Source organism: Polynucleobacter rarus, from assembly GCF_003072505.1.
GTDB lineage: Bacteria > Pseudomonadota > Gammaproteobacteria > Burkholderiales > Burkholderiaceae > Polynucleobacter > Polynucleobacter rarus.
In genome coordinates, this window is the sequence record NZ_NTGB01000001.1 from 942,309 (window position 1) to 967,922 (window position 25,614).

Annotated in this window: 25 protein-coding genes and 1 pseudogene; 13 read left to right on the top strand and 13 right to left on the bottom strand. The window is 40.7% G+C overall.

Going from position 1 to position 25,614, the window contains the following annotated elements; translation table 11 throughout:
* The first annotated feature begins 4 nt into the window (after window positions 1-4).
* The 5 genes from aceF to AOC35_RS04390 all read left to right on the top strand — a co-directional run bounded on the left by aceF (window position 5) and on the right by AOC35_RS04390 (window position 5,792).
* Window positions 5-1,633 carry a dihydrolipoyllysine-residue acetyltransferase gene (gene aceF, locus AOC35_RS04370; RefSeq protein ID WP_108645943.1) on the top strand — a complete coding sequence of 543 codons (1,629 nt, stop codon included), beginning with the start codon at window positions 5-7 and terminating at the stop codon, window positions 1,631-1,633.
* 9 nt (window positions 1,634-1,642) lie between these two features.
* Window positions 1,643-3,442 (top strand): dihydrolipoyl dehydrogenase, encoded by a 1,800-nt coding sequence (gene lpdA / locus AOC35_RS04375; protein WP_108645944.1) that lies wholly within the window; start codon window positions 1,643-1,645, stop codon window positions 3,440-3,442.
* 100 nt (window positions 3,443-3,542) lie between these two features.
* Window positions 3,543-4,769 (top strand): formate-dependent phosphoribosylglycinamide formyltransferase, encoded by a 1,227-nt coding sequence (purT, locus tag AOC35_RS04380; RefSeq protein WP_108648712.1) that lies wholly within the window; start codon window positions 3,543-3,545, stop codon window positions 4,767-4,769.
* A 13-nt stretch (window positions 4,770-4,782) separates the two neighbouring features.
* The gene (locus AOC35_RS04385; RefSeq protein WP_108645945.1) at window positions 4,783-5,358 is read left to right on the top strand and encodes a hypothetical protein; all 576 of its coding nucleotides are present in this window, start codon (window positions 4,783-4,785) and stop codon (window positions 5,356-5,358) included.
* 50 nt (window positions 5,359-5,408) lie between these two features.
* Window positions 5,409-5,792: a protease inhibitor I42 family protein gene (locus AOC35_RS04390; RefSeq protein WP_159077474.1), complete on the top strand. Its 384-nt coding sequence runs from the start codon at window positions 5,409-5,411 to the stop codon at window positions 5,790-5,792.
* A gap of 12 nt (window positions 5,793-5,804) precedes the next feature.
* Here AOC35_RS04390 and AOC35_RS04395 read toward each other — a convergent pair whose 3' ends face one another.
* Window positions 5,805-6,365, bottom strand: coding sequence for a phasin family protein (locus tag AOC35_RS04395; protein ID WP_159077475.1), 561 nt, complete (start codon window positions 6,363-6,365; stop codon window positions 5,805-5,807).
* A 157-nt stretch (window positions 6,366-6,522) separates the two neighbouring features.
* Here AOC35_RS04395 and AOC35_RS04400 point away from each other — a divergent pair, with 157 nt between their 5' ends.
* From AOC35_RS04400 to AOC35_RS04410, 3 genes are read left to right on the top strand one after another with little or no spacing between them, the layout of a single operon-like run.
* Entirely contained in the window at window positions 6,523-7,428 is a 906-nt protein-coding gene (locus AOC35_RS04400; RefSeq protein WP_245898550.1) for a histone deacetylase family protein, read from the top strand.
* Window positions 7,419-8,315: a DMT family transporter gene (locus tag AOC35_RS04405; RefSeq protein WP_245898424.1), complete on the top strand. Its 897-nt coding sequence runs from the start codon at window positions 7,419-7,421 to the stop codon at window positions 8,313-8,315. The genes AOC35_RS04400 and AOC35_RS04405 overlap by 10 nt, the downstream gene beginning before the upstream one ends.
* Before the next feature lie 38 nt (window positions 8,316-8,353).
* The gene (locus AOC35_RS04410; protein WP_108645948.1) at window positions 8,354-9,526 is read left to right on the top strand and encodes a serine hydrolase; all 1,173 of its coding nucleotides are present in this window, start codon (window positions 8,354-8,356) and stop codon (window positions 9,524-9,526) included.
* Between the two features lie 42 nt (window positions 9,527-9,568).
* Here AOC35_RS04410 and AOC35_RS04415 read toward each other — a convergent pair whose 3' ends face one another.
* The 10 genes from AOC35_RS04415 to acnB all read right to left on the bottom strand — a co-directional run bounded on the left by AOC35_RS04415 (window position 9,569) and on the right by acnB (window position 19,448).
* Complete coding sequence (locus tag AOC35_RS04415) at window positions 9,569-10,249, bottom strand: molybdate ABC transporter substrate-binding protein (RefSeq protein WP_108645949.1); 681 nt, start codon at window positions 10,247-10,249, stop codon at window positions 9,569-9,571.
* Window positions 10,246-11,031: an IclR family transcriptional regulator gene (locus AOC35_RS04420; RefSeq protein ID WP_108645950.1), complete on the bottom strand. Its 786-nt coding sequence runs from the start codon at window positions 11,029-11,031 to the stop codon at window positions 10,246-10,248. Before AOC35_RS04420 ends, AOC35_RS04415 begins: the two co-directional genes overlap by 4 nt.
* 126 nt (window positions 11,032-11,157) lie before the next feature.
* The gene (locus tag AOC35_RS04425) at window positions 11,158-12,189 is read right to left on the bottom strand and encodes a quinone-dependent dihydroorotate dehydrogenase (RefSeq protein WP_108645951.1); all 1,032 of its coding nucleotides are present in this window, start codon (window positions 12,187-12,189) and stop codon (window positions 11,158-11,160) included.
* Window positions 12,190-12,229: 40 nt separating this feature from the next.
* Window positions 12,230-12,982, bottom strand: coding sequence for an arginyltransferase (locus AOC35_RS04430; protein ID WP_108645952.1), 753 nt, complete (start codon window positions 12,980-12,982; stop codon window positions 12,230-12,232).
* An 18-nt stretch (window positions 12,983-13,000) separates the two neighbouring features.
* Window positions 13,001-13,732, bottom strand: coding sequence for a leucyl/phenylalanyl-tRNA--protein transferase (gene aat, locus AOC35_RS04435; protein ID WP_108645953.1), 732 nt, complete (start codon window positions 13,730-13,732; stop codon window positions 13,001-13,003).
* Window positions 13,733-14,299 carry an NUDIX hydrolase gene (locus tag AOC35_RS04440; RefSeq protein WP_108645954.1) on the bottom strand — a complete coding sequence of 189 codons (567 nt, stop codon included), beginning with the start codon at window positions 14,297-14,299 and terminating at the stop codon, window positions 13,733-13,735.
* Window positions 14,300-14,307: 8 nt separating this feature from the next.
* The gene (locus tag AOC35_RS04445) at window positions 14,308-14,907 is read right to left on the bottom strand and encodes a peptidylprolyl isomerase (RefSeq protein WP_108648714.1); all 600 of its coding nucleotides are present in this window, start codon (window positions 14,905-14,907) and stop codon (window positions 14,308-14,310) included.
* A 142-nt stretch (window positions 14,908-15,049) separates the two neighbouring features.
* Window positions 15,050-16,363, bottom strand: a complete 1,314-nt coding sequence (locus tag AOC35_RS04450; protein ID WP_108645955.1) for a Y-family DNA polymerase — start codon at window positions 16,361-16,363, stop codon at window positions 15,050-15,052.
* Window positions 16,364-16,372: 9 nt separating this feature from the next.
* On the bottom strand, window positions 16,373-16,777 hold the full coding sequence (locus AOC35_RS04455; protein ID WP_108645956.1) for a LexA family protein: 405 nt from the start codon (window positions 16,775-16,777) through the stop codon (window positions 16,373-16,375).
* Between the two features lie 85 nt (window positions 16,778-16,862).
* Window positions 16,863-19,448, bottom strand: coding sequence for a bifunctional aconitate hydratase 2/2-methylisocitrate dehydratase (gene acnB / locus AOC35_RS04460; protein WP_108645957.1), 2,586 nt, complete (start codon window positions 19,446-19,448; stop codon window positions 16,863-16,865).
* 234 nt (window positions 19,449-19,682) lie between these two features.
* Here acnB and AOC35_RS04465 point away from each other — a divergent pair, with 234 nt between their 5' ends.
* Window positions 19,683-20,138 carry a YidB family protein gene (locus AOC35_RS04465; RefSeq protein ID WP_108645958.1) on the top strand — a complete coding sequence of 152 codons (456 nt, stop codon included), beginning with the start codon at window positions 19,683-19,685 and terminating at the stop codon, window positions 20,136-20,138.
* A 56-nt stretch (window positions 20,139-20,194) separates the two neighbouring features.
* Window positions 20,195-21,558: pseudogene (locus AOC35_RS04470) on the top strand (IS3 family transposase).
* Window positions 21,559-21,685: 127 nt separating this feature from the next.
* Here the strand turns inward: AOC35_RS04470 and AOC35_RS04475 are convergent.
* Window positions 21,686-22,036: a DUF805 domain-containing protein gene (locus AOC35_RS04475; protein ID WP_108645959.1), complete on the bottom strand. Its 351-nt coding sequence runs from the start codon at window positions 22,034-22,036 to the stop codon at window positions 21,686-21,688.
* 104 nt (window positions 22,037-22,140) lie between these two features.
* Here AOC35_RS04475 and AOC35_RS04480 point away from each other — a divergent pair, with 104 nt between their 5' ends.
* Entirely contained in the window at window positions 22,141-22,518 is a 378-nt protein-coding gene (locus AOC35_RS04480) for an MAPEG family protein (protein ID WP_108645960.1), read from the top strand.
* Between the two features lie 67 nt (window positions 22,519-22,585).
* Here AOC35_RS04480 and kce read toward each other — a convergent pair whose 3' ends face one another.
* Window positions 22,586-23,521, bottom strand: coding sequence for a 3,5-dioxohexanoate:acetyl-CoA acetone transferase (gene kce, locus AOC35_RS04485; RefSeq protein ID WP_108645961.1), 936 nt, complete (start codon window positions 23,519-23,521; stop codon window positions 22,586-22,588).
* 362 nt (window positions 23,522-23,883) lie between these two features.
* Between kce and AOC35_RS04490 the strand changes: the two genes are divergently transcribed.
* Together AOC35_RS04490 and AOC35_RS04495 are read left to right on the top strand one after the other, a co-directional pair.
* Window positions 23,884-24,888, top strand: coding sequence for a cyclase family protein (locus AOC35_RS04490; protein ID WP_245898425.1), 1,005 nt, complete (start codon window positions 23,884-23,886; stop codon window positions 24,886-24,888).
* Window positions 24,889-25,005: 117 nt separating this feature from the next.
* Complete coding sequence (locus AOC35_RS04495; protein WP_108645962.1) at window positions 25,006-25,599, top strand: class I SAM-dependent methyltransferase; 594 nt, start codon at window positions 25,006-25,008, stop codon at window positions 25,597-25,599.
* Window positions 25,600-25,614 lie beyond the last annotated feature (15 nt).

Genomic DNA, 25,614 nt, shown 5'->3' on the forward strand with positions numbered 1-25,614 from the left:
AGTCATGACGAATTTATTAGAAATTAAAGTACCTGACATTGGTGATTACAAGGATATTCCTGTTATCGAAATACATGTCAAGGTCGGTGATACCGTCAAGGCAGAGCAATCTATTGTTACCTTGGAGTCAGATAAAGCGACGATGGATGTGCCAAGTTCAGGAGCTGGGGTTGTTAAAGAGTTACGTGTCAAATTAGGCGACAATGTTTCTGAAGGCACTGTTGTATTAGTGTTGGAAGAGCTTGTTAGTTCTTCAACGATTGAAGCTACTCCTAAAGCTACAAACTCGGTAGCCCCAACTCCAAGTATTGCTGTATCCCCGCAAGCGACGGTAGTTTCGGTACCTGATATTGGCGACTATAAAGAAATTCCTGTCATTGAAATTCATGTGAAGGTTGGAGATGTGGTGAAAGCCGAACAATCTTTGATCACTTTGGAATCTGATAAGGCCACAATGGATGTACCTAGTTCAGCCTCAGGAGTTGTGAAAGAAGTGAAGGTGAAATTAGGTGATTTGGTTTCAGAAGGAAGTGTCGTTGTTCTTTTAGAAGCCTCCGGTTCATTGATCCCTGCAGTAACTCAGGCAATCACTACTGCGCAAAGCGCAGTTTCCTCACCGGCACCAACTGTCGCTCCAACTCCGGTCCCTCAAGTGCCAGTCAGTTCTGTGGCCCAGCAGAGTGCGACTTCAGTTACTTCAATGCCAGACGTTAGGGCGACGATAAGCCATGCCAGTCCAACTGTACGCAAGTATGCCCGTGAGTTGGGTGCCGATATCAGTCAAATTAAAGGTACTGGACCGAAAGGTAGAATTACCCAAGAGGACGTTAGAATTTTTATTAAACAAATTCTTTCTGCGCCTAAGACAGCAGCTGCGGCCCCTGTAAGCGGCGGTAGTGGTTTGAATTTATTGCCATGGCCAAAGGTCGACTTTAAGAAATTTGGTGAAATTGAGACTAAACCCTTATCTCGAATTCAAAAAATTTCAGCGGCAAATCTCTCTCGTAATTGGGCGATGATACCCGCGGTAACCTATCATGAAGATGCGGATATCACTCTTTTAGAAAGCTTCCGAGTTGAGACGAATAAGCTCAATGAAAAATCAGGCTTGAAAGTTACTCTGTTAGCCTTTTTAATGAAAGCCTGTGTCCAGGCACTCAAGAAATATCCGGAGTTTAATAGCTCACTTGATGGTGACGAGTTAATTCTTAAAAAATACTTTCATTTAGGTTTTGCAGCAGACACACCAAATGGTTTAGTGGTGCCAGTGATTAAAGACGTTGATAAAAAAGGTGTCATGCAAATTGCTCAGGAAACGAGCGAACTCGCGAAATTAGCAAGAGATGGTAAGTTAAAGCCAGATCAAATGCAGGGAGCTTGTTTTACTATTTCCTCGGTTGGTGGCATCGGTGGAACTTATTTTGCACCGATTATCAATGCTCCAGAAGTAGCCATTTTAGGTGTCAGTAAAGCAGCGATGAAACCTATCTGGGATGGTAAACAATTTAATCCTAAATTAATTTGCCCTCTATCACTAACCGCAGATCATCGGGTCATTGATGGAGCCCTTGCGACGCGATTTAACGCCTATATCGCTGAACTATTAAGTGACTTCCGTCGCGTTACCTTATAAGGAGTGATGATGGAATCATTAGCTATTAAAGTACCTGATATCGGAGATTTCTCTGAGATACCTGTGATTGAAATATTGGTCAAAGTTGGGGATGTGATTAAAAAAGAACAGCCTTTAATTGTTCTTGAGTCTGATAAAGCAACGATGGAAGTGCCGAGTGACGTGGACGGAACTGTGCTATCTATTGAAGTGAAGATGGGGGATTTAATCAGTATGGGATCAGTTGTTGCCCATGTTGAACCAACCCTTACCTCTTCTGCAGCAGCTCCTAACATTTCACCAAATACCACGCAAAAAGAACCTGTCAAGCCGGTTGTACCGACTCCTCAAGTTACTGTTTTTACACCTCAAGCTGGAGCATACCAAGGTAGCGTTCAACATGATTGTCAGTTGTTAGTGTTGGGTTCAGGTCCCGGTGGTTATAGTGCTGCATTTAGAGGCGCTGACCTCGGTATGAAAACAATCCTAGTCGAGCGTTATGCTACTTTGGGTGGTGTTTGTCTGAATGTCGGTTGTATACCCTCTAAAGCCTTACTTCACACTGCGGCTGTAATGGAAGAGGTCAAGTCGATGGCTAAGCACGGTATCTCTTATGGTCAACCACAAATTGATTTAGATGCATTAAGGACGCACAAAGATGGTGTAATTGGACAGTTAACTTCTGGGCTGGCTGGAATGGCCAAAGCTCGCAAAGTACAAACGATTCGGGGCGTTGGTGTTTTTTTAGATGCTCATCATTTAGAAGTTACCCTTACTGAAGGAACCGGCTGGGACATGACCTCTAAGAAAGAGGTCATCAAATTTGACAAAGCCATTATTGCTGCCGGTAGCCAGTCCGTAGTGTTACCGTTCTTACCTGTCGATCCCCGCATTGTAGATAGTACTGGTGCCCTAAAACTTTCAGCCATTCCTAAACGCATGTTAGTTATTGGTGGGGGAATTATTGGTTTAGAAATGGCCACCGTCTATAGTTCTTTAGGCTCTCAAATTGATATTGTGGAGTTGTCTAATACTCTGATGGCTGGCGCTGATAGAGATTTAGTCAAAGTTTGGGAAAAAATGAACTTGCCACGATTTAACAAGGTCATGTTAAAAACGAGTGCTGCTTCTGCTATAGCTAAAGATGATGGTATCTGGGTAGACTTTAAAGGGGACAAGGCGCCGTCAGAGCCCCAATGTTATGACTTAGTCTTAGTTGCGGTAGGCAGAACCCCAAATGGTAAGAAAATTGCTGCAAATCAAGCAGGGGTAATGGTAGATGAGCGTGGCTTTATTCCAGTAGATCAGCAAATGAGAACGAATGTTCCACATATTTTTGCAATTGGTGATCTCGTAGGTCAGCCGATGTTGGCCCACAAGGCAGTACATGAGGGCCATGTTGCAGCAGAAGCTGCCAATGGGGAGAAATCCTACTTTGATGTTAAACAAATCCCTTCAGTTGCTTATACCGATCCTGAGGTTGCTTGGGCAGGACTTACTGAAGAGCAATGTAAAGAAAAAGGTATTGCTTACACGAAAGGTCTATTTCCATGGGCTGCAAGTGGTCGGGCGATTGCCAACGGGCGTAGTGAAGGATTTACAAAACTGCTATTTGATGAAACTACCCACCGTATTATTGGTGGTGGCATTGTCGGTACTAATGCAGGTGATTTAATTGGTGAAATTTGTTTGGCGATTGAAATGGGCGCAGATGCTATCGATATCGGTAAAACAATTCATCCTCATCCAACTTTAGGGGAGTCTGTTGGATTAGCTGCTGAAGTCGCTCATGGTTCTTGTACAGACTTACCACCCGTAAGAAAAAAATAAGAAGTGTTCAGTGATTCAATAACGTAATCAGTTATCAAATTTTCAGGAAACAATCAAAGACATGGGAAAATAAACCATGTCTTTTTTTTTGAGTAATATTATGTCTACCTATTCCTATCCACGTTTTCCAATCATTGGAACTCCTTTAACCTCAAACGCCATCAGAGTCATGATGCTAGGTTGCGGTGAACTAGGTAAAGAAGTGATTATTGAGTTGCAACGACTCGGCATCGAAGTGATTGCTGTAGATCGTTATCCGAATGCACCAGGTCATCAAGTAGCGCATCGATCACATGTGATTGATATGACAGATGGCATGGCAATCAGAGCCTTGGTCTTAGAGGAAAAGCCCCATTTAATCGTGCCAGAAATTGAGGCAATTGCGACTCAAACTCTCATAGAACTAGAAGCTGAGGGCATTGTGGAGGTAATTCCAAAAGCACGTGCAACTTTCTTAACGATGAACCGTGAGGGTATTCGTAGGCTTGCGGCTGAGGATTTAGGTTTGCCGACTTCGCCATTTAAATTTGCTTCTAGTTTGGAAGAGTTGCAACAAGCCATTGATCAAGGGATCGGTTATCCATGTTTTGTCAAACCAGTAATGTCTTCATCGGGTAAGGGTCAATCGAAACTAGACGGGCCACAAGATGTGGTGAAGGCCTGGGAGTATGCTGCCTCAGCTGGACGGGTTGATGCTGGTAAAGTCATTGTGGAGGGATTAATTGATTTTGATTATGAAATTACGCAACTTACGGTGAGAACTCTGGATGCGAATGGTGAGTCGGTTACTGCCTTTTGTGAGCCGATAGGTCACGTACAAAAAAATGGTGATTATGTTGAAAGTTGGCAGCCCATGCAAATGACCAAGAAAGCAAGACAAAAGTCACAAGAGATTGCCAAAAAAGTTACAGATAATCTCGGTGGAAGAGGAATTTTCGGCGTAGAGTTATTTGTTAAAGGCGATGAAGTGTGGTTCTCTGAGGTCAGTCCAAGGCCTCATGATACTGGTCTTGTAACATTGGCAAGTCAAACTCAGAGTGAGTTTGAACTACACGCAAAGGCAATTTTAGGTTTGCCAGTTGACGTTTCTTTGAAAACGCCTGCCGCTAGTTCCGTTATTTATGGTGGCATGGATGTCAAAGGAATTGGTTTTACTGGCCTAGAAAAAGCGTTAGCATTGCCCGGCGTCGCGGTTCGATTATTTGGTAAACCAGAAGCGTTTCTGAAGCGTCGAATGGGGGTGACGTTGGCGAGTGCCAATGATACCGACCAAGCAAGAGAAACTGCCAAATTAGCAAGTGTTGCAATTAAAACAGTAAGCCCATAAAGCTTGAAATCAAATGAGTATCGGAATATCTAAGCCAATTTTTGTTATTGTTTTAAGTCTTTTTTTACTCATGTTAGGAGTGATTGTGAACTTTATTAATCCACAAATTTTTTCAGGGAAATCTCTTTCTGTTTATTCGGGGATAGTTCAAAACTTCCAGCAAACCATTGAGATTCGTAAAGATGGCGACCCTCATCAACAGTTGATCAAAGAGAATACAAGGACGACCTATATTGCGCAATTTCGACTGGGAGAAAAGCAAATCAATGCTGAATTCCCAAAAGAAGTATTGATCAAGAATGGTGATCAGATTTCGGTTTGTGGTGAAGAAAAAAATGGTAAGTTGAACGTTTTAACTTTTAAAAACTTTAGTCAAAATCTAACACAAAATAGTTCTGTATGGTGGGCAAACATCTTGGCTGGAATCGTGTTTTTTATTCTTGGCGTTTATGTTTATTTCTATGTGATGAAATCGCCCATGCTGATTGAACTTGTTGTTATCACAGCTTTTACGATGGTTAGCTTTTATTTGATTTATCGAGGTTTAGTGGTTAAACAAGCGATAGAGATGCTCGAAAAAGCTGTATGAGAAAACAAATTTATATCTGCTTGATCACTTTATTATCTTCATGTGTGCAGATGGCAGATAATCAAGAATCTACTCTGTCAAATCCAGTGGGGCCGATTAAGTTAGGAGCGGGTATTTCGAGGGTGTTATTGACTGGGCAGTCCGCTCTGATAGTTCAGGTACCAAGTAATCCTTCTACTGGATACCGCTGGACTTTATCTTTGCCACCTAAGGCGGTGAATTGTTTATCGATATTAAAGGATGGAGAATTTTTGCGAGATCCAAACTCAGCCAATCAGGCGATTCCCCTAGTAGGAGCTCCCGGTCTTCAAGAATGGGTCATCAAGCCAAGTTGCTCAGGAGTTTTTGTTTTACAGTGGAACAGCCTAAGACCTTGGGAAAAAGATCAATTACCGATTACGACTCACCAAATCCGACTCGAAGTGACGCAGTAATCTAGAGAAGGTTTAAAGCGTTTTTTGTTTCGCAATGATTGACAGTTCTTCGCTTACTTTGATGGCGGCATCCGTCATCGTTTTAGTTTGTTGAGTCGAAATATCGATGACCTGTTTAATCGCTTTTTGTGAAGACTCATAGACTTGATTGGCATTTGCAATGGCATTTTTTAGCGCTGTGACCATCAAATCCTCATTGCCTGGGATGGATATTGAAATTTCATTCACTAGATTCTGGATTTTCGAAGAACGATCCTTCATATCAGCATTAGCCGTTTCCATAATCGCGGTTTGGGTCTCATAATTAATGTTCTGAAGGTGCTGACTATAGGAACTTAGTTTTTCCGCAAAGGGCTGAAGAAATTGAGCTTGCATGATCAATAAGGTTTGCGCATCCTTCACATTTGCAGTTGATTGAATGTGAGTTAATTGTTCTTGTAAGACGGTTTTAACAACCTGTAAATTAAGTTCTAATAGTTTTTCAAGGCCAGCAAAGGCATTTTTAGAGAGACTGTTTAATGTCTCCATATTCGCTTTGTTTGAGGCACTAATTTGTTCTGGAGTGAGCGTCATCAAAAACCCTTGTAAAAAAATATAACTGTTGAAGTTCATCTTATCCTAAAAATAACCAGCTTGCGATCTTTAATGTCTTGATATGGGAAAATAGTACTTAGTATTTCTACTAATCATCTTTTCCTACTTCAATTAGAGTTAATCGACATTGCATAAAATCTCCCTTTTTTATACAGATCAATTTGTGTTACCTTTGCCAGAAGGGCATCGTTTTCCTATGGAGAAATATGCTTTACTGCGTAAATCCGTGGAGCAATTTGTACAAGTGCAGTTGTTAGAGGCACCTCTTGCTTCGAGAGATCAAATAACCTTAGTTCATGATGAAGTCTACGTTGAGGCGGTTTTTAATGGACTCTTGACGGATGCTCAAATGCGAGAGATTGGATTTCCATGGACTCCCCAAATGGTTGTGCGCTCAGCAAGATCTGCGGGAGCAACGATTGCCGCCTGTCAAACAGCCTGGGATCAAGGCGTTTCAGCAAATTTAGCAGGCGGTACGCATCATGCCTATACTGATAAAGGTAGTGGCTTTTGTGTTTTTAATGATGCTGCAATTGCTGCAAAGGTAATGCAACAATTAAAATTTCCTGAGCTGAATCGCTTGCCTAGGATAGCTATCGTCGATTTAGACGTTCATCAAGGTAATGGGACTGCGTCCATTTTAAAGAGTGATACGAGCGTTTTTACGTTTTCAATGCATGGCGAAAAGAACTTTCCTTTTCGTAAGGAAAGTAGTGATTTAGATATTGCGTTAGCAGATGGTTGTACAGATACTTTATATCTTGACGCTTTAGTAGGGGGACTTCATCAAGTAAAATCTTTTGAACCTGATCTCGTTATTTATTTAGCTGGCGCAGACCCTTATATCGGTGATCGATTAGGACGTTTAAACCTATCGATGGCCGGTCTTGCGCAGCGAGATCAAATAGTCTTTGATTGGTGCAAAGAGTTAACATTGCCCATTGCGGTAGCGATGGCGGGTGGTTATGGTCATGATATTACAGAGACTGTTGCCATTCATACAAAAACGATTGAACTAGCGATTGGAAATTTGTGGAAATAAAACATCCTAATTGGTTTGCTCCAGTATTTATTATTATTTGGAGTACGGGTTTTATTATTGCTAAATACGGCATGCCTTATTCTGAACCAATGACCTTTTTAGCAATGCGGTTTGTTGGTGTTCTATTCATCCTTTTTCCCTTTATTTTATGGTTTAAAGCACCATGGCCCTCTTGGCAACAGGCCCGACATATTGTTGTTGCTGGTGCATTAATTCAGTTTGTTTATCTTGGTGGCGTTTGGTTGTCGGTTAGACATGGAATGCCTGCCGGTTTATCTGCTCTGATTGTTGGTTTACAACCTATCCTAACAGCTATTTTTGCATCCATACTGGCCGAGAAAGTGACTCGAACACAGTGGGTTGGTTTGATGCTAGGTTTATTAGGAGTTTTTTTAGTGGTTTATGCAAAGATTGACACCACTGGCGTCTCGATGATGAACTTATTATTCAATGTGGTGGCTTTAATTGCCATTACAGGTGGGACTATTTATCAAAAGAAATTTTGCCCTCAGTTTGATTTGCGAACCGGCTCAATGATTCAATTTGCTACCAGTGCTGTTTTAGCTTCAATCGGTGCTTATTTTTTTGAAACAGGACAGGTTGAGTGGAATGTGCAAATGATTGGAGCATTACTTTGGGGGATTCTCTGTATTTCAATCGGTGCAATGACCTTACTATTCCTTTTAATTCAAAAGGGTAATGCGACGAAGGTAAGTAGTTTAATGTATTTGACCCCTCCAACTACTGCTCTGATGGCCTGGATTCTGTTTGATGAGAAGTTGTCTATCCTGATTATTATTGGTACCGTGATTAGCATGTTAGGTGTTTTAATCGTGAATCAAAATGTTTCTCTACAAAAATTAAAGAAAATGATTTTTAGCGTTTAAAATCATCTCGTAGTTCTTTTAATATTGACCAAGACCGAATGAAAATAAAATATCTAACTCTTTCTTTACTAATTTCCCTTTCCATTAATGTATTTTTTCCTGCAGTAAGTTTTTCTAAAACGTCTGATGAGACTACTACTTCTAAGAAGAAGCAAGATAGTAATGTAAAACAGTCAAATGAACGCAAAAAAGTAGAAAAAAGGCCTAAAAATTCAAGAGAAGTTAGAACCTCTGTTCTACCTCGCAGTACTACCGCAAATGCCACTCCACCAAAGCGTGTTTCTCTAGGGAATGCGATGGGCCTCGGCAAACATTTAGATATACTCAATCTTAAATCGAATGCAGCGATTGTGGTTGATCAGCAAAGTCAAGCTGTTGTTTTCGAAAAAAATGCTAACGCTATCTTACCTATTGCCTCTATTACCAAATTAATGACGGCAATGACTGTTTTGGATAGTAAATTAAATCTCGATGAAACCTTGAGAATCAATGATGAAGACGCTGCTATCTACAAGAAGTCAAGATTGGCCAAAGGTACTGAGCTAACGCGTCGTGAGGCACTATTATTGGCTTTGATGTCATCTGAGAACAGAGCTGCCTATACCTTAGGTAGAAATTACCCTGGTGGAATTGATGCGTTTATGGCTGCTGTAAACCGTAAAGCCCGTGAAATTGGTATGTCTCATTCTGCATTTGAAGATCCTACGGGTCTAACCAGTAAGAATGTATCAAGTCCTGAAGACCTCGCTTTGATGGTGAACGCTGCATCTCAGTATCCGATGATCCGAGAATTTTCTACTACTCATGAGTATTCCAAATTTATTAGTAATCGTATGCAAGAGTTCATTAGTAGTAACCGTTTAGTTCGGTCTGGAAATATGCAGATTGGTCTGCAGAAAACAGGGTACATCTCTGAGGCTGGTCGATGCCTTGTGATGCAAGCATTTATAAACAATAAACCTTACATCATGGTGTTTCTGGACTCTGAGGGAAGTCAGTCGCGATTTGCAGATGCAGTTCGGGTAAAACAATGGATTGATGATCAACCTGATCTGAAATCAGTGCGTAAATTAGCACTTAAAGGAAATTCAAATCCGAATAACTCCAATTACTTGATACCTAGCTTATCGAATGCTGCTAATGCATCTCCTGCAGAAGAAGCGCCTTTTAACAGTCAGACGATTGAAGGTGTTCTAAAAAACAATCGTTGATCGTTCAGGTAGAAATAGTTAGTACTTCCATCTAAAAAGCAGTTAAATTGGATTAAGTCCTTTTTCAATCAAGAAAGTTTGATTGCTGATGTTTGTCAGAAAATTGCAAAGATTTTCCAGGGTTTCAGTATGAGTTGAATCGATACCAATACCAGCAGTAAAGAGGGTGGTTTGGTTGATTTCCTCTGGAAGTGGTCCTACTAATTGCACTTGGGGTACTGCTTTAATTTCACTAATTAATTGGATAGCCATGTGAGCTTTACCCAACAGTATTTGTTCTGCGACGAGACCTCCCTCAGGAATAATTGCTTTAGGCAAAATCTCATCTAATAAGTTTAAGCGCTCAACTAAATCTCTAAAATAAACTCCACTAGCGCCTTTACTTGTAAAAGTGATGGAAGGCGTATTTAAAATTGCTTGGATGAAGTTTGCAGTATTTTGTATATCTGGCTTAACTGCATCTGCTGCAATGGCCATACCAATACTGGTTTTACAAAGATCTTTCAGACTTCCTTTTTTACAATAACCCGTATCAATTAATGTATTGATTCCTTCATGCGTTAATATCATTAAGTCCGCTGAATCACCTTGATGAATTAAGTTAAGCAGATGATTTGTGGTACCAAATTCAACTGAGGCACTAACACCATGCATTTTCTCAAAATTGTCTAACAATGTCGGTAGTATTGATTTAAAGGCTGTTGAGCAATATATTTTTATCATGACTTATCAGAATTTTTATCTTCACGTGGTTTAAATCCAATGCCTTTGGAGATCTGTAATGCCGTTTCTAGAAGTGGTTTATTCCATTCACGCTGTAGTCGATCTGTCGGGGCGCTCAGAGAAAGGCCAGCTACCATTTTGCCGCTATCATCATAAATGCCTGCCGCCATACAACTAACGCCAAGTTCTAACTCTTCATCATCGTTTGCAGAGCCATTCTTCAAGACCTCGGCTAGTTCTTTTTCTAATTGAGCAATTTGCGTAATACTGTTTCTTGTATGGCCAGCAAGCCCAGTTCTAGTAGCATAAGCACGTACTCTGGCGGTATCATCTTGCGCTAGAAAAAGTTTGCCAACGGAGGTTAAATGCAACGGAGCATGACCACCAATTGCACGCACCACTTGCATGCCAGAACGCTCACTGTAGGTACGGTCGATGTACACAATCTCATCACCTTGACGGACAGATAAATTGACTGTTTGATTGGTTAATTTGTGCAATGCTCGCATTGGTAGCTGCGCAGCATCTCTAACAGACAAACGAGCTTTAACCAAAGTGCCAAGTTCAAGAAGGCGTAGTCCAAGTCGATAAGCGCCTCCCTCAGACCTGTCCACTAATCGACATGCAACCATGTCATTTAATATTCTATGGGCTGTAGAGGGGTGTAATCCAGTGGTTTCCGCAAGAGTTTTTAAGGAGCAGGGCTCATCAAAAATTTCTAAAACATCTAACAAGTTCATCATTCTTTCGATGACTTGGATTGCAGTCTTTCCGGTTGTCATTGTCAAATTTTGCAGTTGGCATTAATCATTTTCTTATTGTAACTTTAATACAATTAATTGCACATCATGAAAGCCCAATTCACCATAAAAAAAGCGTAAATAAATAAAAAAATTATTCAGCCTTACTTAGTCGAGATCCATTGCTGAAATACATTCTTGGATTAAATTAGGGCCGCGGTAGATTAAACCACTATAAAGTTGAACTACTTTAGCACCCACTAATTTCTTTTCGAGAGCATCTGTCCCAGTCATAATTCCACCCACACCAATAATGGGGATTTTCCCATTTAATAAATGGTTGAATTGCTTAATAATCTGATTTGAAAGATGGGCCAAGGGAGCACCTGATAGTCCACCAGCTTGATCCTTCTGTTTCTCTTGGGAAACTTGATCACGGGAAATGGTAGTGTTTGTTGCGATGATGGCATCAATTTGAAATTGCTCAATATATTGAGCAATGACTTCTACTTCTTCTAGTGTTAAATCTGGAGCTATTTTCAAAAAAATCGGTGTACGCTTACTGAATTGTTGGATCAACTTATCTCGTTCAATAGAAATTTGTTCGAGTAAGTGATACAACTGATTATTCGATTGAAGTTGACGGAGATTTTTTGTATTAGGTGAGGAAATATTGATGGTGATATAGGAAGCAAAAGGATAAACAGATCTTAATCCAATCAGATAATCAGTATGAGCTTCTTCAATCGGAGTCGTCGCATTTTTTCCGATATTTAATCCGATAATGCCACCATCCTGATAGTAGGATGAAGCTTCAACCCTTTTGATACAGGCTTGAACTCCGTCGTTATTAAAACCCATACGATTGATAATGGCTTTTGAATTGCTAAGTCGAAACATTCTTGGCAGCGGATTACCAAATTGAGGCAAGGGGGTCACCGTCCCGATTTCGAGAAACCCAAAACCTAGTGCCGCTAAGGCATCAATATATTTTCCGTCTTTATCAAGTCCTGCTGCAAGTCCAACTGGATTACCTAAAGTCAGTCCGCATAAATTTGTAGGAATATAACTGGATTTATTAATGAATGGATTTAAAAGTTGATGCCTATGTAAAAAGGACAAACTCTCTAAACTGAGATGATGAGCGTTTTCAGGGTCAAAGCGAAATAAAGCCGGGCGAATTATTGAATATAAATCCATAGGGAACAGTTTAATAGATTTTTTCCGCGTGTCATAAAAATTAGGTATCAGTATTTCTTAATGTTGACCATTTACCATCAACCAAACCTTCAAGGGGTTGATATTGTAATTTATAGGACATTTTTCGACTCTGTTCGATGTAGTACCCTAGGTAGACATAAGGTAGTTGTATTTCTTTAGCGTATTGAATTTGCCAAAGAATTCCATAGGTACCAAAACTGGCCCGTTCAACCGAGGGATCAAAAAAAGTATAGACGGAAGAGATGCCATCTTTCACCTGGTCAATGACACTCACCATCCTAAGTGTAGGGCCTTCTCTAAATTCAACTAAGTAGGATTCTATATGAGACTGGATAATGAATTGCCGGTATTGCTCTTCGTCGTCAGCGATATTATTGGCGCTTGTCGGCTTATCCTCAACAGTATGACGAGATGCTAAATAGTGTTGATAAAGTTCAAAGTGTTCCATTACAAATTGCAATGGTATGATTCGTGCGGTAAGTCCTTGGTGCTTTTTAAAGGCCCGTTTTTGGCTCCTTGTTGGCTGAAAATCATACGCCTTCACCCGTGAAGCAATACACGCTTTGCAGTTGTCACAATAAGGTCGATAGGTAAAGTGTCCACTTCTACGAAATCCTGCCAAGATGAGGTTGTCATATACCTCTGTTGTGATGAATTGAGTCGGCGTCACAACCTGCGAGCGAGCTTCTATGTTCGGTAAATAGCTACACTCATATGGCGATGTTGCATAAAACTGCAAGGATTTGATTGGGAAGTCATGAAGATTAGCCATAGATAATTTTAGCAAGAATTAAAGCCAATATGCCAATACTTCTTTATTAAAAAACCAATTTGGGGATGGCTCTATGGTTAACTTTTCGATGGCATTGAGAAAGGATGTCTTATCCATCAGTTGCGCACCAAGTGATTTTAAATGGGGTGTTTCTTGCTGGCAATCAATCAAGGCAATACCGCTTTGGATCGCGATTGCACAAAGAGCAGCTAAAGCAAGTTTTGAGGCGTCGGCAGTTTTCATAAACATCGATTCACCATAAAACATTCTGCCCAAATTGATACCGTAGAGACCACCGACTAACTCATTTTGGTACCAAGTCTCAATGCTATGTGCAATTCCTTGATGAAATAACTCGATATAATTTTCTTGGATTTCCGGTGTAATCCAAGTACCGTTTTGGCCTTGTCTAGGGCTATTCGCACAAGATTGGATCACCGTTTCAAAGGAATGATCAATTTTGATTTCCCAATCTGGATTGACTAGTACTTGCTGAATCTTTTTTTTAAAACTACGCCGAATAATCATGTCCCTAGGGCGTAGTGTCATTCTTGGTGAAGTAAACCACCACAGAATTGGTTGGTTCTCACTAGGCCAAGGGAATATCCCTTTTTGGTAAGCTTCGATGAGCCGTTTGGGGTCGATTGAGTCGCTGATTGCGATCAAGCCATCAGGGAATTTTGGATCTTGTTCAAATAACCTTGGAAGTGGTAGGGGATCGTTCGGATTTAAATACGTTGGATAACTCATTCATTCAACGCGAAGTACCGGTTTTAAATCAATTTGATGGGTTGGCATGCTTTCTGAAAAGGAGATTTTACCGGCTTTTCTATCAGCAAAAAACCATTGCAAAGTTGTTCTTACGGTCAAAAATGCGATTTCATCCCACGGAATACTTGCTTCATCAAAGAGGGCGACCTCTAGACTCTCAGATGTCACTGGACTAAATACTGGGCTCGTCATTTGTGCTAAATAAAACCAGTGTACTTGCCCAATATGTGCCACATTGAGGATGGAAAATAGTGGACCTATTTCTATTTGCGCATCGGCTTCCTCAATCGTTTCACGCTGCGCACCTTCGGCGGTGGTTTCGTCGAGTTCTAAAAAACCAGCAGGTAAAGTCCATAAACCCTTACGTGGTTCAATGGCGCGTCGACAGAGTAAGATTTTTTCACCCAAAATAGGGATTGTTCCAACAACGTTTTTAGGGTTTTGATAGTGAATTTCACCACAGGAGTTACAGATAAAACGTGGTCGATTATCATCCTGTGGAATTTTAAATTCAACATGCTTACCGCAAAGGGAACAGTATTTCATGGGCTAAATTATTTGATGACTTTGGCAGATTCAATCACAATCGCTGAAACGGGTACGTCAGACATCCGAGTTGGCATGTGTACATTGGTGTCAACAAATTTAATATTGTCGATTACCTCCATCCCAGCAATCACACGTCCAAAGACGGTATAGCCATAGCCATCACGACCTGGATAATCGAGCATCGCATTATCTTTTACGTTGACAAAAAATTGTGCAGTAGCAGAGTTCGGATCGTTGGTCCGAGCCATTGCAATCGAATACTTGGTATTTTTGAGGCCATTATTGGATTCAATCGGAATCGGTGCGCGCGTTGGTTTTTGCATTAGATCCTTAGTAAAACCACCACCTTGGACCATAAAACCGTTAATGACGCGGTGAAAAATAGTACCAGTGTAAAAACCACTGTTCACATAAGCTAAGAAGTTGGCAACGGTTTTAGGCGCTTTTTCAGGTTCTAGTTCTACTGTAAATTGTCCCATGTTCGTCGTAAAGATTACTTGCGGTAATGGCTTAACACTTTGCGCCTGCGCTACAAAGCTGATGCTCAAGGCGAGAACTGTACTAAGACTTATTCTCGTGAGTTGTTTGAAGAATGCTCTGGTCATTAAAGAAAATGGCATGTTACATACGTCCTATCAAGAATCATTTAAAGAAATCGTTTGGTTTACTTGTGTACCACCAAACTCATTTGATTTTAGCGGTTTTCAAACAATACTGAATAGTATAGATGGAGTTGGCTTTGAGAGCTTAAGATGCGCGTGCAATGGGAATCTCTTGCCAGCAGGTGGTGAATCGTTTACTTTTATGATTGGCTCGCATTCGCCAATGTTGATTATTCCCCGCGTTGCTGCCAGTCCCTGCAATCGCAACGGTATTGGCGCCAAAACGTTGATTGAGTAAATCCATCGTTTGCATTACCTGATGGGATTTTGTTTCATCAATTTGCGTAAATAAGTCATTTTGATGGTGTTCAGCATCTCTAAAATCAGACAGAATGACCCCCACTTTTTTATAGGCAAAATCTACTCGGTAAATCTGATGTAAGCCAAATAATGCGGCTTTGATGAGACGTCGACTATCCGCACTAGCAATCGAGAGTGGGATAGTGATTTGGTTACGATATTGTGGCTCTTGGGGTTTGAACGGATTGGTATGAATGAAGACAGTCACGTAATGACAAACACTCTTTTGTAGGCGCAGCTTCTCAGCGGCACGACTCACGTAACTAGCAGTCGCTTCTTCTAAATGGTAGAGCTCACGTACTGGCTTGCCAAAACTTTTACTGGAGATAATTTGTTGTTTCCGTTCAGAATCTGCGATATCTGCCATCGCAATGCACGAGATCCCCTTTAACTCGTTGACCGTTCTAGCCATTACTACCGAGAACCTACGTCGAATGGTTTCGCTATCAGCTTGTTGTAAATCATAGACTGTCTGAATCCCCATCTTTTCTAGATGTGCTCCAATTTTTCTACCTACGCCCCATACTTCTCCCACAGCGATTTGTTGGAGCCAATAGGTTTGCTCAGTCGGAGTTAAGCTAGCCCAAGCAAAAACACCTTCAAATTGCTGATTTTTTTTCGCGATATGGTTTGCTAATTTCGCTAATGTTTTGGAGGGACCAATACCAACGCAAGTTGGTAATCCTAAGTATTGTTGAATACGTGCCCGCATTTTTTTACCGTAAGGAATCTGTTCTTGTACTGAGATGACATCTGATAAGTTTAAGAAGCATTCATCAATCGAATAAATCTCTTGCTCAGGTGAAAATTCAGCTAAAGTCGCCATCATTCTGGCGCTCATATCCCCATATAAGGTGTAATTTGAACTCAGCCATTGCAATTGGTGCTTCGTCATCAAATGCTTTACTTTAAAAAGTGGCACACCCATGCCAATTCCGAGGTTCTTTGCTTCTTGACTCCGAGAGACAATGCAGCCATCGTTGTTAGACAGAATGACTAAGGATTTTTTTTCTAAACTTGGATTAAATACACGCTCACAAGAGACATAGAAATTATTACCATCAATTAGCGCAATCGCTTTTTCTGTCGGCAATAGCATGATGGATAATTAAGGCTTGTGTACCACATGTGAGACAACCCCCCAAACTTCCAGCTCTTGACCGTCTCTGAGTTCTATTGGAGGATAGGCTGGGTTTTCAGCTTTTAACCAGGTCACCCCAGCACGTCGTTGTAAACGTTTGACAGTAAACTCACCATCGACGACTGCGACGACGACATTGCCTGATTTGGCCTGAACGGATCGATCAACAATGAGTAAATCGCCATCAAAAATACCAGCACCTTGCATGGAATCACCTTGCACACGTAGAAAAAACGTAGCTTCAGAGTGCATGCCAAGATACTGATTGAGGTCTAGACGTTGGTCAATGTAATCACTCGCAGGCGAAGGAAATCCTGCAGAAATAGAGTGGCTAAAAAGAGGGTAGAGTTCGGATTTGAGAGTTTTTGGCATGGCATATACTGTTTATTTATACAGTATATGCCAAATTTTATGAAATTACATCAACTACTATAAACAACAACATCGAATAATCGAATTATTCTGTAACCGTATCAGCTAAGTCCTTGAATTCACTGATTTGATCAAAATTCATATAGCGATAAATCTCTGCAGATTGACTAATCAAAATATGATGTTTTTCGAGGTATTCAGCAGTCGTTGGAATTCTACCGAGTAAAGCGCAGACGGCCGCAAGTTCAGCAGATGCTAAGTACACCTGTGTATCTAAACCTAAACGATTTGGGAAGTTACGTGTAGAGGTTGAGACAGCAGTCGATCCTTTACGGATTTGTGCTTGGTTACCCATACAGAGTGAACAGCCAGGCATTTCCATCCGAGCACCTGTTTTACCAAAAGTGCTGTAGTAGCCTTCTTCTGTCAGAATCATCGCATCCATCTTCGTTGGCGGAGCAATCCACAAACGTGTTGGTAAGTCATCACGACCTTCAAGAATTTTGCTAGCAGCGCGGAAGTGACCGATATTGGTCATACAAGAACCAATAAAGACTTCATCAATTTTGTTACCGGCAACTTCGGACAAGAACTTCACATCATCTGGGTCATTCGGGCAAGCAAGAATCGGTTCTTTGATATCGTTCAAATCGATCTCAATCACTGCGGCGTACTCTGCATTCGGATCGGCTTTGAGGAGTTGTGGATCTGCCATCCATTTTTCCATTGCTTTAATTCTGCGACCTAAAGTACGTGCATCTTCATAGCCATTAGCAATCATCCACTTCATGAGCGTAACATTGGAGCGCATATATTCAATGATTGGCCCTTTGTCGAGTTGGACTACACAACCACCAGCAGAACGCTCAGCTGATGAATCAGACAGTTCAAACGCTTGTTCTACTTTGAGGTCTGGTAAACCTTCGATTTCGAGAATACGACCTGAGAAAATATTCTTCTTGCCTTTTTTCTCAACAGTTAATAAGCCTGCTTTAATCGCATACATAGGAATGGCATTGACTAAATCACGTAAAGTGACACCAGGCTGCATCGTTCCTTTAAAGCGTACTAAAACAGATTCAGGCATGTCGAGGGGCATCACACCAGTCGCAGCAGCAAAAGCCACTAAACCAGAACCCGCTGGGAAAGAAATACCAATTGGGAAGCGTGTATGACTATCGCCACCAGTACCAACTGTGTCGGGGAGTAGTAAACGGTTGAGCCAACTGTGAATAATACCGTCACCTGGACGCAAGGAAACACCGCCACGATTTGTCATGAAGGTTGGTAATTCACGGTGTGTTTTGATATCCACGAGCTTTGGATAAGCCGCTGTGTGGCAGAAAGACTGCATTACTAAATCAGCAGAGAAACCTAAACAAGCTAAATCTTTTAATTCATCCCGTGTCATTGGTCCTGTTGTATCTTGTGAACCAACCGTAGTCATATGTGGTTCGCAATAGGAGTTAGGCAGTACGCCTTGACCTTCTGGTAATCCACACGCACGACCAACAATCTTTTGGGCCAATGTGAAGCCTTTGTCATCACCGGCAGGTACATGAGGTAAACGGAAAACAGTAGATGCTGGTAGACCCAAGGCATTACGTGCTTTCATGGTTAAACCACGACCAACGATGAGGGGAATACGACCACCGGCACGTACTTCGTCAAAAATCACATCAGACTTGAGCGCAAAGCTAGCGATTTCTTGGCCATTTTTAAAGGCTTTACCTTCATAAGGGCGCAATTCAATTTCATCGCCCATTTCCATTTGGCTAACATCCATCTCAACAGGTAATGCACCAGCATCTTCCATTGTATTGAAGAAAATCGGTGCAATCTTATTGCCGATACAAACGCCACCAAAGCGTTTATTCGGTACAAATGGAATATCTTGGCCTGTGTACCAAAGTACAGAGTTTGTGGCTGATTTACGTGAAGATCCGGTACCAACTACGTCGCCAACGTAAGCGATCAAATTACCTTTTTTCTTTAGCTCTTCAATCAGCTTCAAGGGTCCTTTCATGCCGGGTTCATCTGGTGTAATACCTGGACGAGCATTTTTTAACATCGCTACTGCATGTAGTGGAATATCCGGACGGCTCCAAGCATCTGGGGCTGGAGATAAATCATCCGTGTTTGTTTCACCTGAAACTTTAAACACTGTAATTTTCATACTGGCTGGTAGTTCTGGACGGTTTGTAAACCATTCAGCATCCGCCCAACTTTGCATTACATCTTTGGCATTGGCATTGCCTTTTTCTGCTAATTCCTGAACATCATGGAAATAGTCAAACATCAGAAGTGTTGATTTGAGTGCCTTTGCAGCCGTTTCGCCACACTCTGTATCCGCTAATAAATCAATCAAAGGCTTAATGTTGTAGCCACCTAACATCGTGCCAAGTAATTCAGTCGCTTTTACTTTACTCACTAAAGGTGAAACAACTTCACCATGAGACACCTTGGCTAAAAACTCAGCTTTAATTTTAGCCGCATCGTCTACACCTGCGGGAATACGGAAGGTTAGTAAATCAACTAAGCTTGTGTCTTCACCGGCGGGTGGATTTTTGAGCAATTCAACGAGTTGAGTCGTTTGGGCAACAGATAAAGGTAGCGGTGGAATACCCAATGCAGCACGTTCTGCAACATGGGCGCGGTAAGCTTCTAACATCAATTTCTCCTGGAAAAGTTACAACGAAAATTTATTTCTTCTAATATTTTAAATCTTCTCATTGAGATACTAAAAATCTCAAAATCATGATTAGTAACTATATTGTAAGCCTAGTCTAATAATTTAATTCAAGAAAAACCTACTGATATCGGTGCATAAACTTATTTCACTCGTTCGACATCATCACTAACATGTCACAATCTACTTTCATACTAAGAATTTTGGGAGAAAACGATGAATGTAATGGGCATATTAGGTGCTTTATTGGGAAATAAATCACAGTCTAATCAAGAAGCTTCGCCGATGTTAATGAATGTCTTAACGGCTTTTTTAAGCAATCCAAATAGTCAAGCAAATACACAAACGAATGAACCGAATCTAGTAAACGGCATCGGCACATTAGTCAATATGTTTGAACAATCAGGACTTTCTAGTCACGTTCAATCTTGGGTCGGTACAGGAGCTAATCAACCGATTGAGGCAAGTGACATTATGAAAGTCTTGGGGAATACCAAAGTTGCAGAACTGGCCCAGCAGTTAGGTGTTAATCCAGAACTGGCCTCTCAACAAATTGCCCATTTTTTACCAACACTAATCGATTCTTTTACACCCAATGGTGAGCTCCCACAAAATGCGGAACAGCTTAGTTCGATTGCTACACAATTACTAGGCTCTTTGAAAAAAGCTTAAATTGAACTGACCCCCAAAAGTTGGACGAAATGTCTAACTTCTGGGGGTTTAGTTTTATGTCAAAGTATTCATCTGAGTTTAAATTAAAGATTGTTCTGTAATATTTAGAAGGAAAAGTTGGTTATATGACTTTAACTCAACTATATGGCGTTAATCCTCGCTATATAGCCAACTGGGTCAAGCTATATGAACTGCATGGAACGGAAAGTCTAGCCAAGCGTCATACCAATTACAGTGTTGAATTTAAGTTGAATGTTCTTAAAAAGCATTTTGAAAACTCTTGGTCTAACCAAGAAACTTCTGCTTACTTTAATATACCGTCACCTAGCTTGATAGGAGTTTGGCTACGGCTTTACAATCAAGGTGGTGAAACGACTCTAGAGCCTAAGCCGAAAGGACGACGACCTGTGAAACGAACCTCTAAGGATATCCAAACTCTTCTCAAGAAGCCGATTAATGAACTCTCCCATGAAGAGTTACTACAAAGAGTTCATTACGTGGAAGCGGAGAATGCTTATCTAAAAAAGCTAGAAGCCTTAGCTCAGCAAAAGGCCTTGGCAAACAAGACCAAGTCCAAGTAATTACTGAGTTAAGGCAAGATTATCCATTAACGATCTTGTTAGATGTCTCACACTTGCCTAGGAGTGTTTATTACTACTGGCTGAAAGCCAGTAGTAAGCCCGAGCCTTATCAAACTACGAAGCAGCAGATTAGAGCTATCTTCGATAAACACAAGGGTAGGTATGGATACCGACGCGTACAGGAAGAACTAGGTCATCAGAACTGCTACTTAAACCCTAAGACAGTACAAAAATTAATGGTACAGATGGGCCTCAAATCCCTAGTTCGGCCGAAGCGTTATCAATCTTATAAAGGAACAGTGGGAAAAGCAGCTCCGAACCTTCTCAATCGTAACTTTGAAGCCAACAAGCCCCATCAAAAGTGGGTCACGGATGTCACCGAGTTCAATATTAAAGGTGAGAAGGTATACCTCTCACCCATCCTCGACCTTTATAACCGAGAGATTATCTCCTATGAGATCGCACAGCGACCCAATATAAGTATGGTGATGAACATGCTCAACCAAGCAATAAGGGAACTTAAACCTGAAGAAAAACCCATCATCCACTCGGATCAAGGGTGGCAATACCAAATGCGTCATTATCAAAGAGAACTTGCGAATAACGGTATCACACAAAGCATGTCGAGAAAGGGTAACTGCCTGGATAACGCGGTTATGGAAAACTGGTTTGGCATTATGAAGACAGAGTTTTACTACCAAGAGAAGTTTGAAAATGTTGATTTATTTAAGAAAGGATTAAAAGAATATATCCACTATTACAATCATGATCGAATCAAGCAAAAATTAAAGGGATTGAGTCCGGTTAATTACCGAAATCAATCCCTTCTGCTATCCTAATTAAACTGTCCAACTTTTATGGGTCAGTTCAAATGAGGCTTTTTGGCTTCTGAGCGTGGCGCAGGTCTAGTTAATCTAGTCAAAATAGAAGGTAAAGAGTTGAATCTTTACCTTCCTTAATCTGTATTTAGCTAATTTCGTGCAATGGATTATCAGAAGGAGCTCCAAATTGATTTATTTTGGGATCGCCTTTTTTGATTAACCAATATAAAAGAATCAGATTGAGTAGGGGAATCATTTTTAAAAGGATCCACCAGCCTGACTTATCGATATCATGCAACCGACGCACCTCCACCGTTATATGTGGCACCATCAAGACCAAACCAACCACTGCCGCGACATTTTGGCCCAAAATCTCAGCGGCCAGAACCGCTAAAATCGTAAACAAGAAGAACCACCAATACTCGGAGCGGCCAGCGCGGCCTTCGAATTGTAAATACTTGTTAAAACAGGTTTTAATCGCATCTTGAAATTGCATAGCAGACCTTTTTTTAAGAAATGATATATACACATTACTGAATATACGACTTTTTTTAGAGTTTTCAGTATAAGATTAATGAATTAAATTTTAAGGAATAGATTATGACTTTAGGGCTTTGGAGTATTTTTGTTGCAGGAATATTACCTTATTTTGCAACAGCTTTTGCTAAATGGGGCTTTGAAAACTACGATAACAATAACCCAAGACAATGGTTAGCCAATCAAACTGGCTTTAGAGCACGTGCCAATGCAGCACAAGCAAACTGTTTTGAGTCCTTTCCGTTTTTTGCAGCGGCTGTTTTGGTCGCAACTTATACCAAGGCACCTCAGGTAGATATTAATCTACTCGCAATTACTTATCTCTTAGCAAGAATTTCTTTCGTTGCTTGTTATTTATTAGATAAAGCGACTTTGAGAAGTGTGTGCTGGTCAGTTGGGATTTTAGCGATTACTGGCTTATTTGTTATCTCAGCCATTTAGTAACACGATTGGTACTTTGCGTACCAGTTAAACCCCTCCTTGCTCACGCAAGGAGGGATTCGTTGGTTTAGAAATTGACGTTATTGCCACCTTTAAGCTGAAGCATTGCACGGGCTTCATCAGGTGTAGCGACTTCTAGATTCAATGCATGAACGATGCCAACAATACGTTTAACTTGATCAGCATTCGATTTAGAAAGCTGACCTGGACCATCCCATAATGAATCCTCTAAGCCGACACGGACGTTACCACCCATTGCTAAAGACATACTAGCAATCGGCATTTGGCTTCTACCAGCGCCGAGAACTGACCAATAGTATTGGTCACCAAAAAGTCGATCAGCAGTACGTTTCATCATTTGAACGTCTTCCGGGTGGGTACCAATACCGCCCAAAATACCGAAAACAGATTGGATTAGTAGAGGTGCTTTAATCAGTCCACGGTCCAAGAAGTGAGCCAATGTATAAAGGTGACCAATGTCATAGCACTCCACTTCAAAACGCGTATTGTTTTCAGCGCAGGATTCTAAAATGTAACGAATATCCTTGAACGTATTTTTAAAAATACGGTCTTCAGAACCTTCAAGATATGGTACTTCCCAGTCATACTGGTATTCTCTCTTACGCTTCAACATTGGATACAAGCCAAAATTCATCGAACCCATATTGAGTGAAGCGACTTCTGGCTTCAAAGTCAAATGAGGTCTTAAGCGTTCTTCAACTGACATCGCAGGTGATCCGCCAGAAGTAATATTAATCACCACATTCGAACGTGCTTTGATGTTCGGTAAAAACTCCATGAAAGCTTCTACTGTTTGAACTGGTTGACCGGTCACTGGGTGACGTGCGTGCAAGTGCACAATGGATGCACCAGCTTCAGCTGCTTCAACTGCCGCATCTTCAATTTCTTTTGGTGTTTTTGGTAAGTAGGGTGACATACTAGGTGTATGAATGGCACCTGTAACGGCGCAGGTGACGATTACTTTATTTTGTGGAGCTGTCATAAGTTTTCTTTCTTTTTTAATAAATCTTTTTTACGATAAAGGGAATGCTTTTTGAAGCCTGCTTAGTGAGGCTTCTTAGAAAATAGCATGTCTCCTCCATCCGCAATTTTCTAATTTAAGTAATATTTTATGTTCTTAATTAAGAATTACTTTTAGTGCTTCTATTTTTTAATCAAATGATTAAAAATAAAATAGGTACTTACCCTAGATAAAAAAATTGGGGTGATTCAATGAAGCTAATTGGTGAATCAAAAAAATATTTAAAACAAATTTCGATTTATACTAATTTGAAATTTTTAGCTGTAAAACCTTTGAACAATAAAAATTCAATTTAATTATAAAAACTCACTTAGGAGATTAATATGACGCAAAAAGCTACTGCACCAGGAATGAAAGCTGTCCCAGCGAATGATATTCCAAGAAACATGACTAAAGCTGATATTGAAGCAATGGCAAAAGAGGTTTGTAATTGGGGTAAGTGGGGACCTGACGACGAAATTGGTACTTTGAACTATGTTGGTCCAGAGCAATTAATCGAAGCAGCTAAACTCGTTAAAAAAGGCAAAGCGATATCATTAGGCCTTAATTTCGATATGTTTGGACCACAAACTACAGGTTGGGGTAACCGTTTTAATCCAATCCACACTATGCTTGCTACTGGTACAGATGCTATTGCTGGTAATCAGGATCATATGGGTTTGAGATATGCGGATGATATGGTTTCTATGCCATTGCAGTGTGGTACACAATGGGATGCTTTAGGTCATATTTTCTATGGCGATAAGATGTGGAACGGTTATGACGCAGCGTTGGTTGATTCCACCGGCGCAAAGAAGAACGGTATTGAAAAAACCAGAGATAAGATGATTGGTCGCGGTGTTCTGTTAGATATCGCTCGTTTCAAAGGTGGCGATTTTTTAGCGGATGGTTACGGAATTAGTAATCAAGATTTAGACGATTGTGCTAAGGCACAAGGTGTTGAAATCAAACAGGGTGACTTTGTGATTGTTCGTACTGGCATGATGGAAGAGCGTTTAGCTAGAAAAGACTGGGATTCATACGCTGCTGGAGATGCACCTGGTTTACGTTTTGAAACTTGTCGCTGGATTCAAGAAAACAAAATTGCGGCAATTTGTTTGGACACTTGGGGTTGTGAAGTTCGTCCGAACGAAGTCCAAGGTGTTAGCCAACCATGGCATTGGATTGTTATTCCCATGATGGGAATGACGATGGGCGAAATCTTTAATTTAAAAGAATTAGCTGATGATTGTGCACAGGATAAGGTTTATGAATTCTTATTTACTGCACCTCCATTACCAATTACTGGCGGAGTTGGTTCACCAATTAACCCAGTTGTTTTGAAGTAATTGATTGAATGTTGACCCACAAGCATTGTTGTGGTTTGAGCGATACGTAAAAGTTGAACTTTGAAATATTTATCAATTTAAAATTGAGATATCTAATAAATTCAAATTGAGCGTATCGTGAAAAAACTTTTACATATCGGTTGTGGGCCAAAAACCATTCTTCAAATTAAGGGATTTAATCCCTCTGATTGGCAAGAGATACGTTTTGATATTGATCCATCTGTAAAACCAGATGTAATTGGAACCTTAACGGACATGTCGGCATTAGAATCTGATTCTGTTGATGCCGTCTTTTCCTCGCACAATATTGAACACTTGTATCCTCATGAAGTGCCCTTGGCTTTAAAAGAAATTTTTCGAGTCTTAAAGCCTAGTGGGTTTTTACTATTGACTTGTCCTGATATTCAAACTGTTTGTGAAATGGTCGCCAATGATCATTTAATTGAACCACTTTATAACTCTGCTGCTGGACCTATTTCAGCTATCGATATTTTGTATGGGCATAGAAGATTTATTGCGCAAGGCAATCATTTTATGGCGCATCGTTGTGGCTTTACTTTTAAGGTGTTGACTAGCTCCATTATCGCAGAGGGCTTTAAAACAATCATAGGTAGAAGAGATCAAAAGAACTATGCACTATGGGTTATGGCATTTAAAACCGAAAACAATCAGTTAGATAAAGATGCTCTTGCATTGCAATACTTTAGCTAACTCATTTCCTCAACC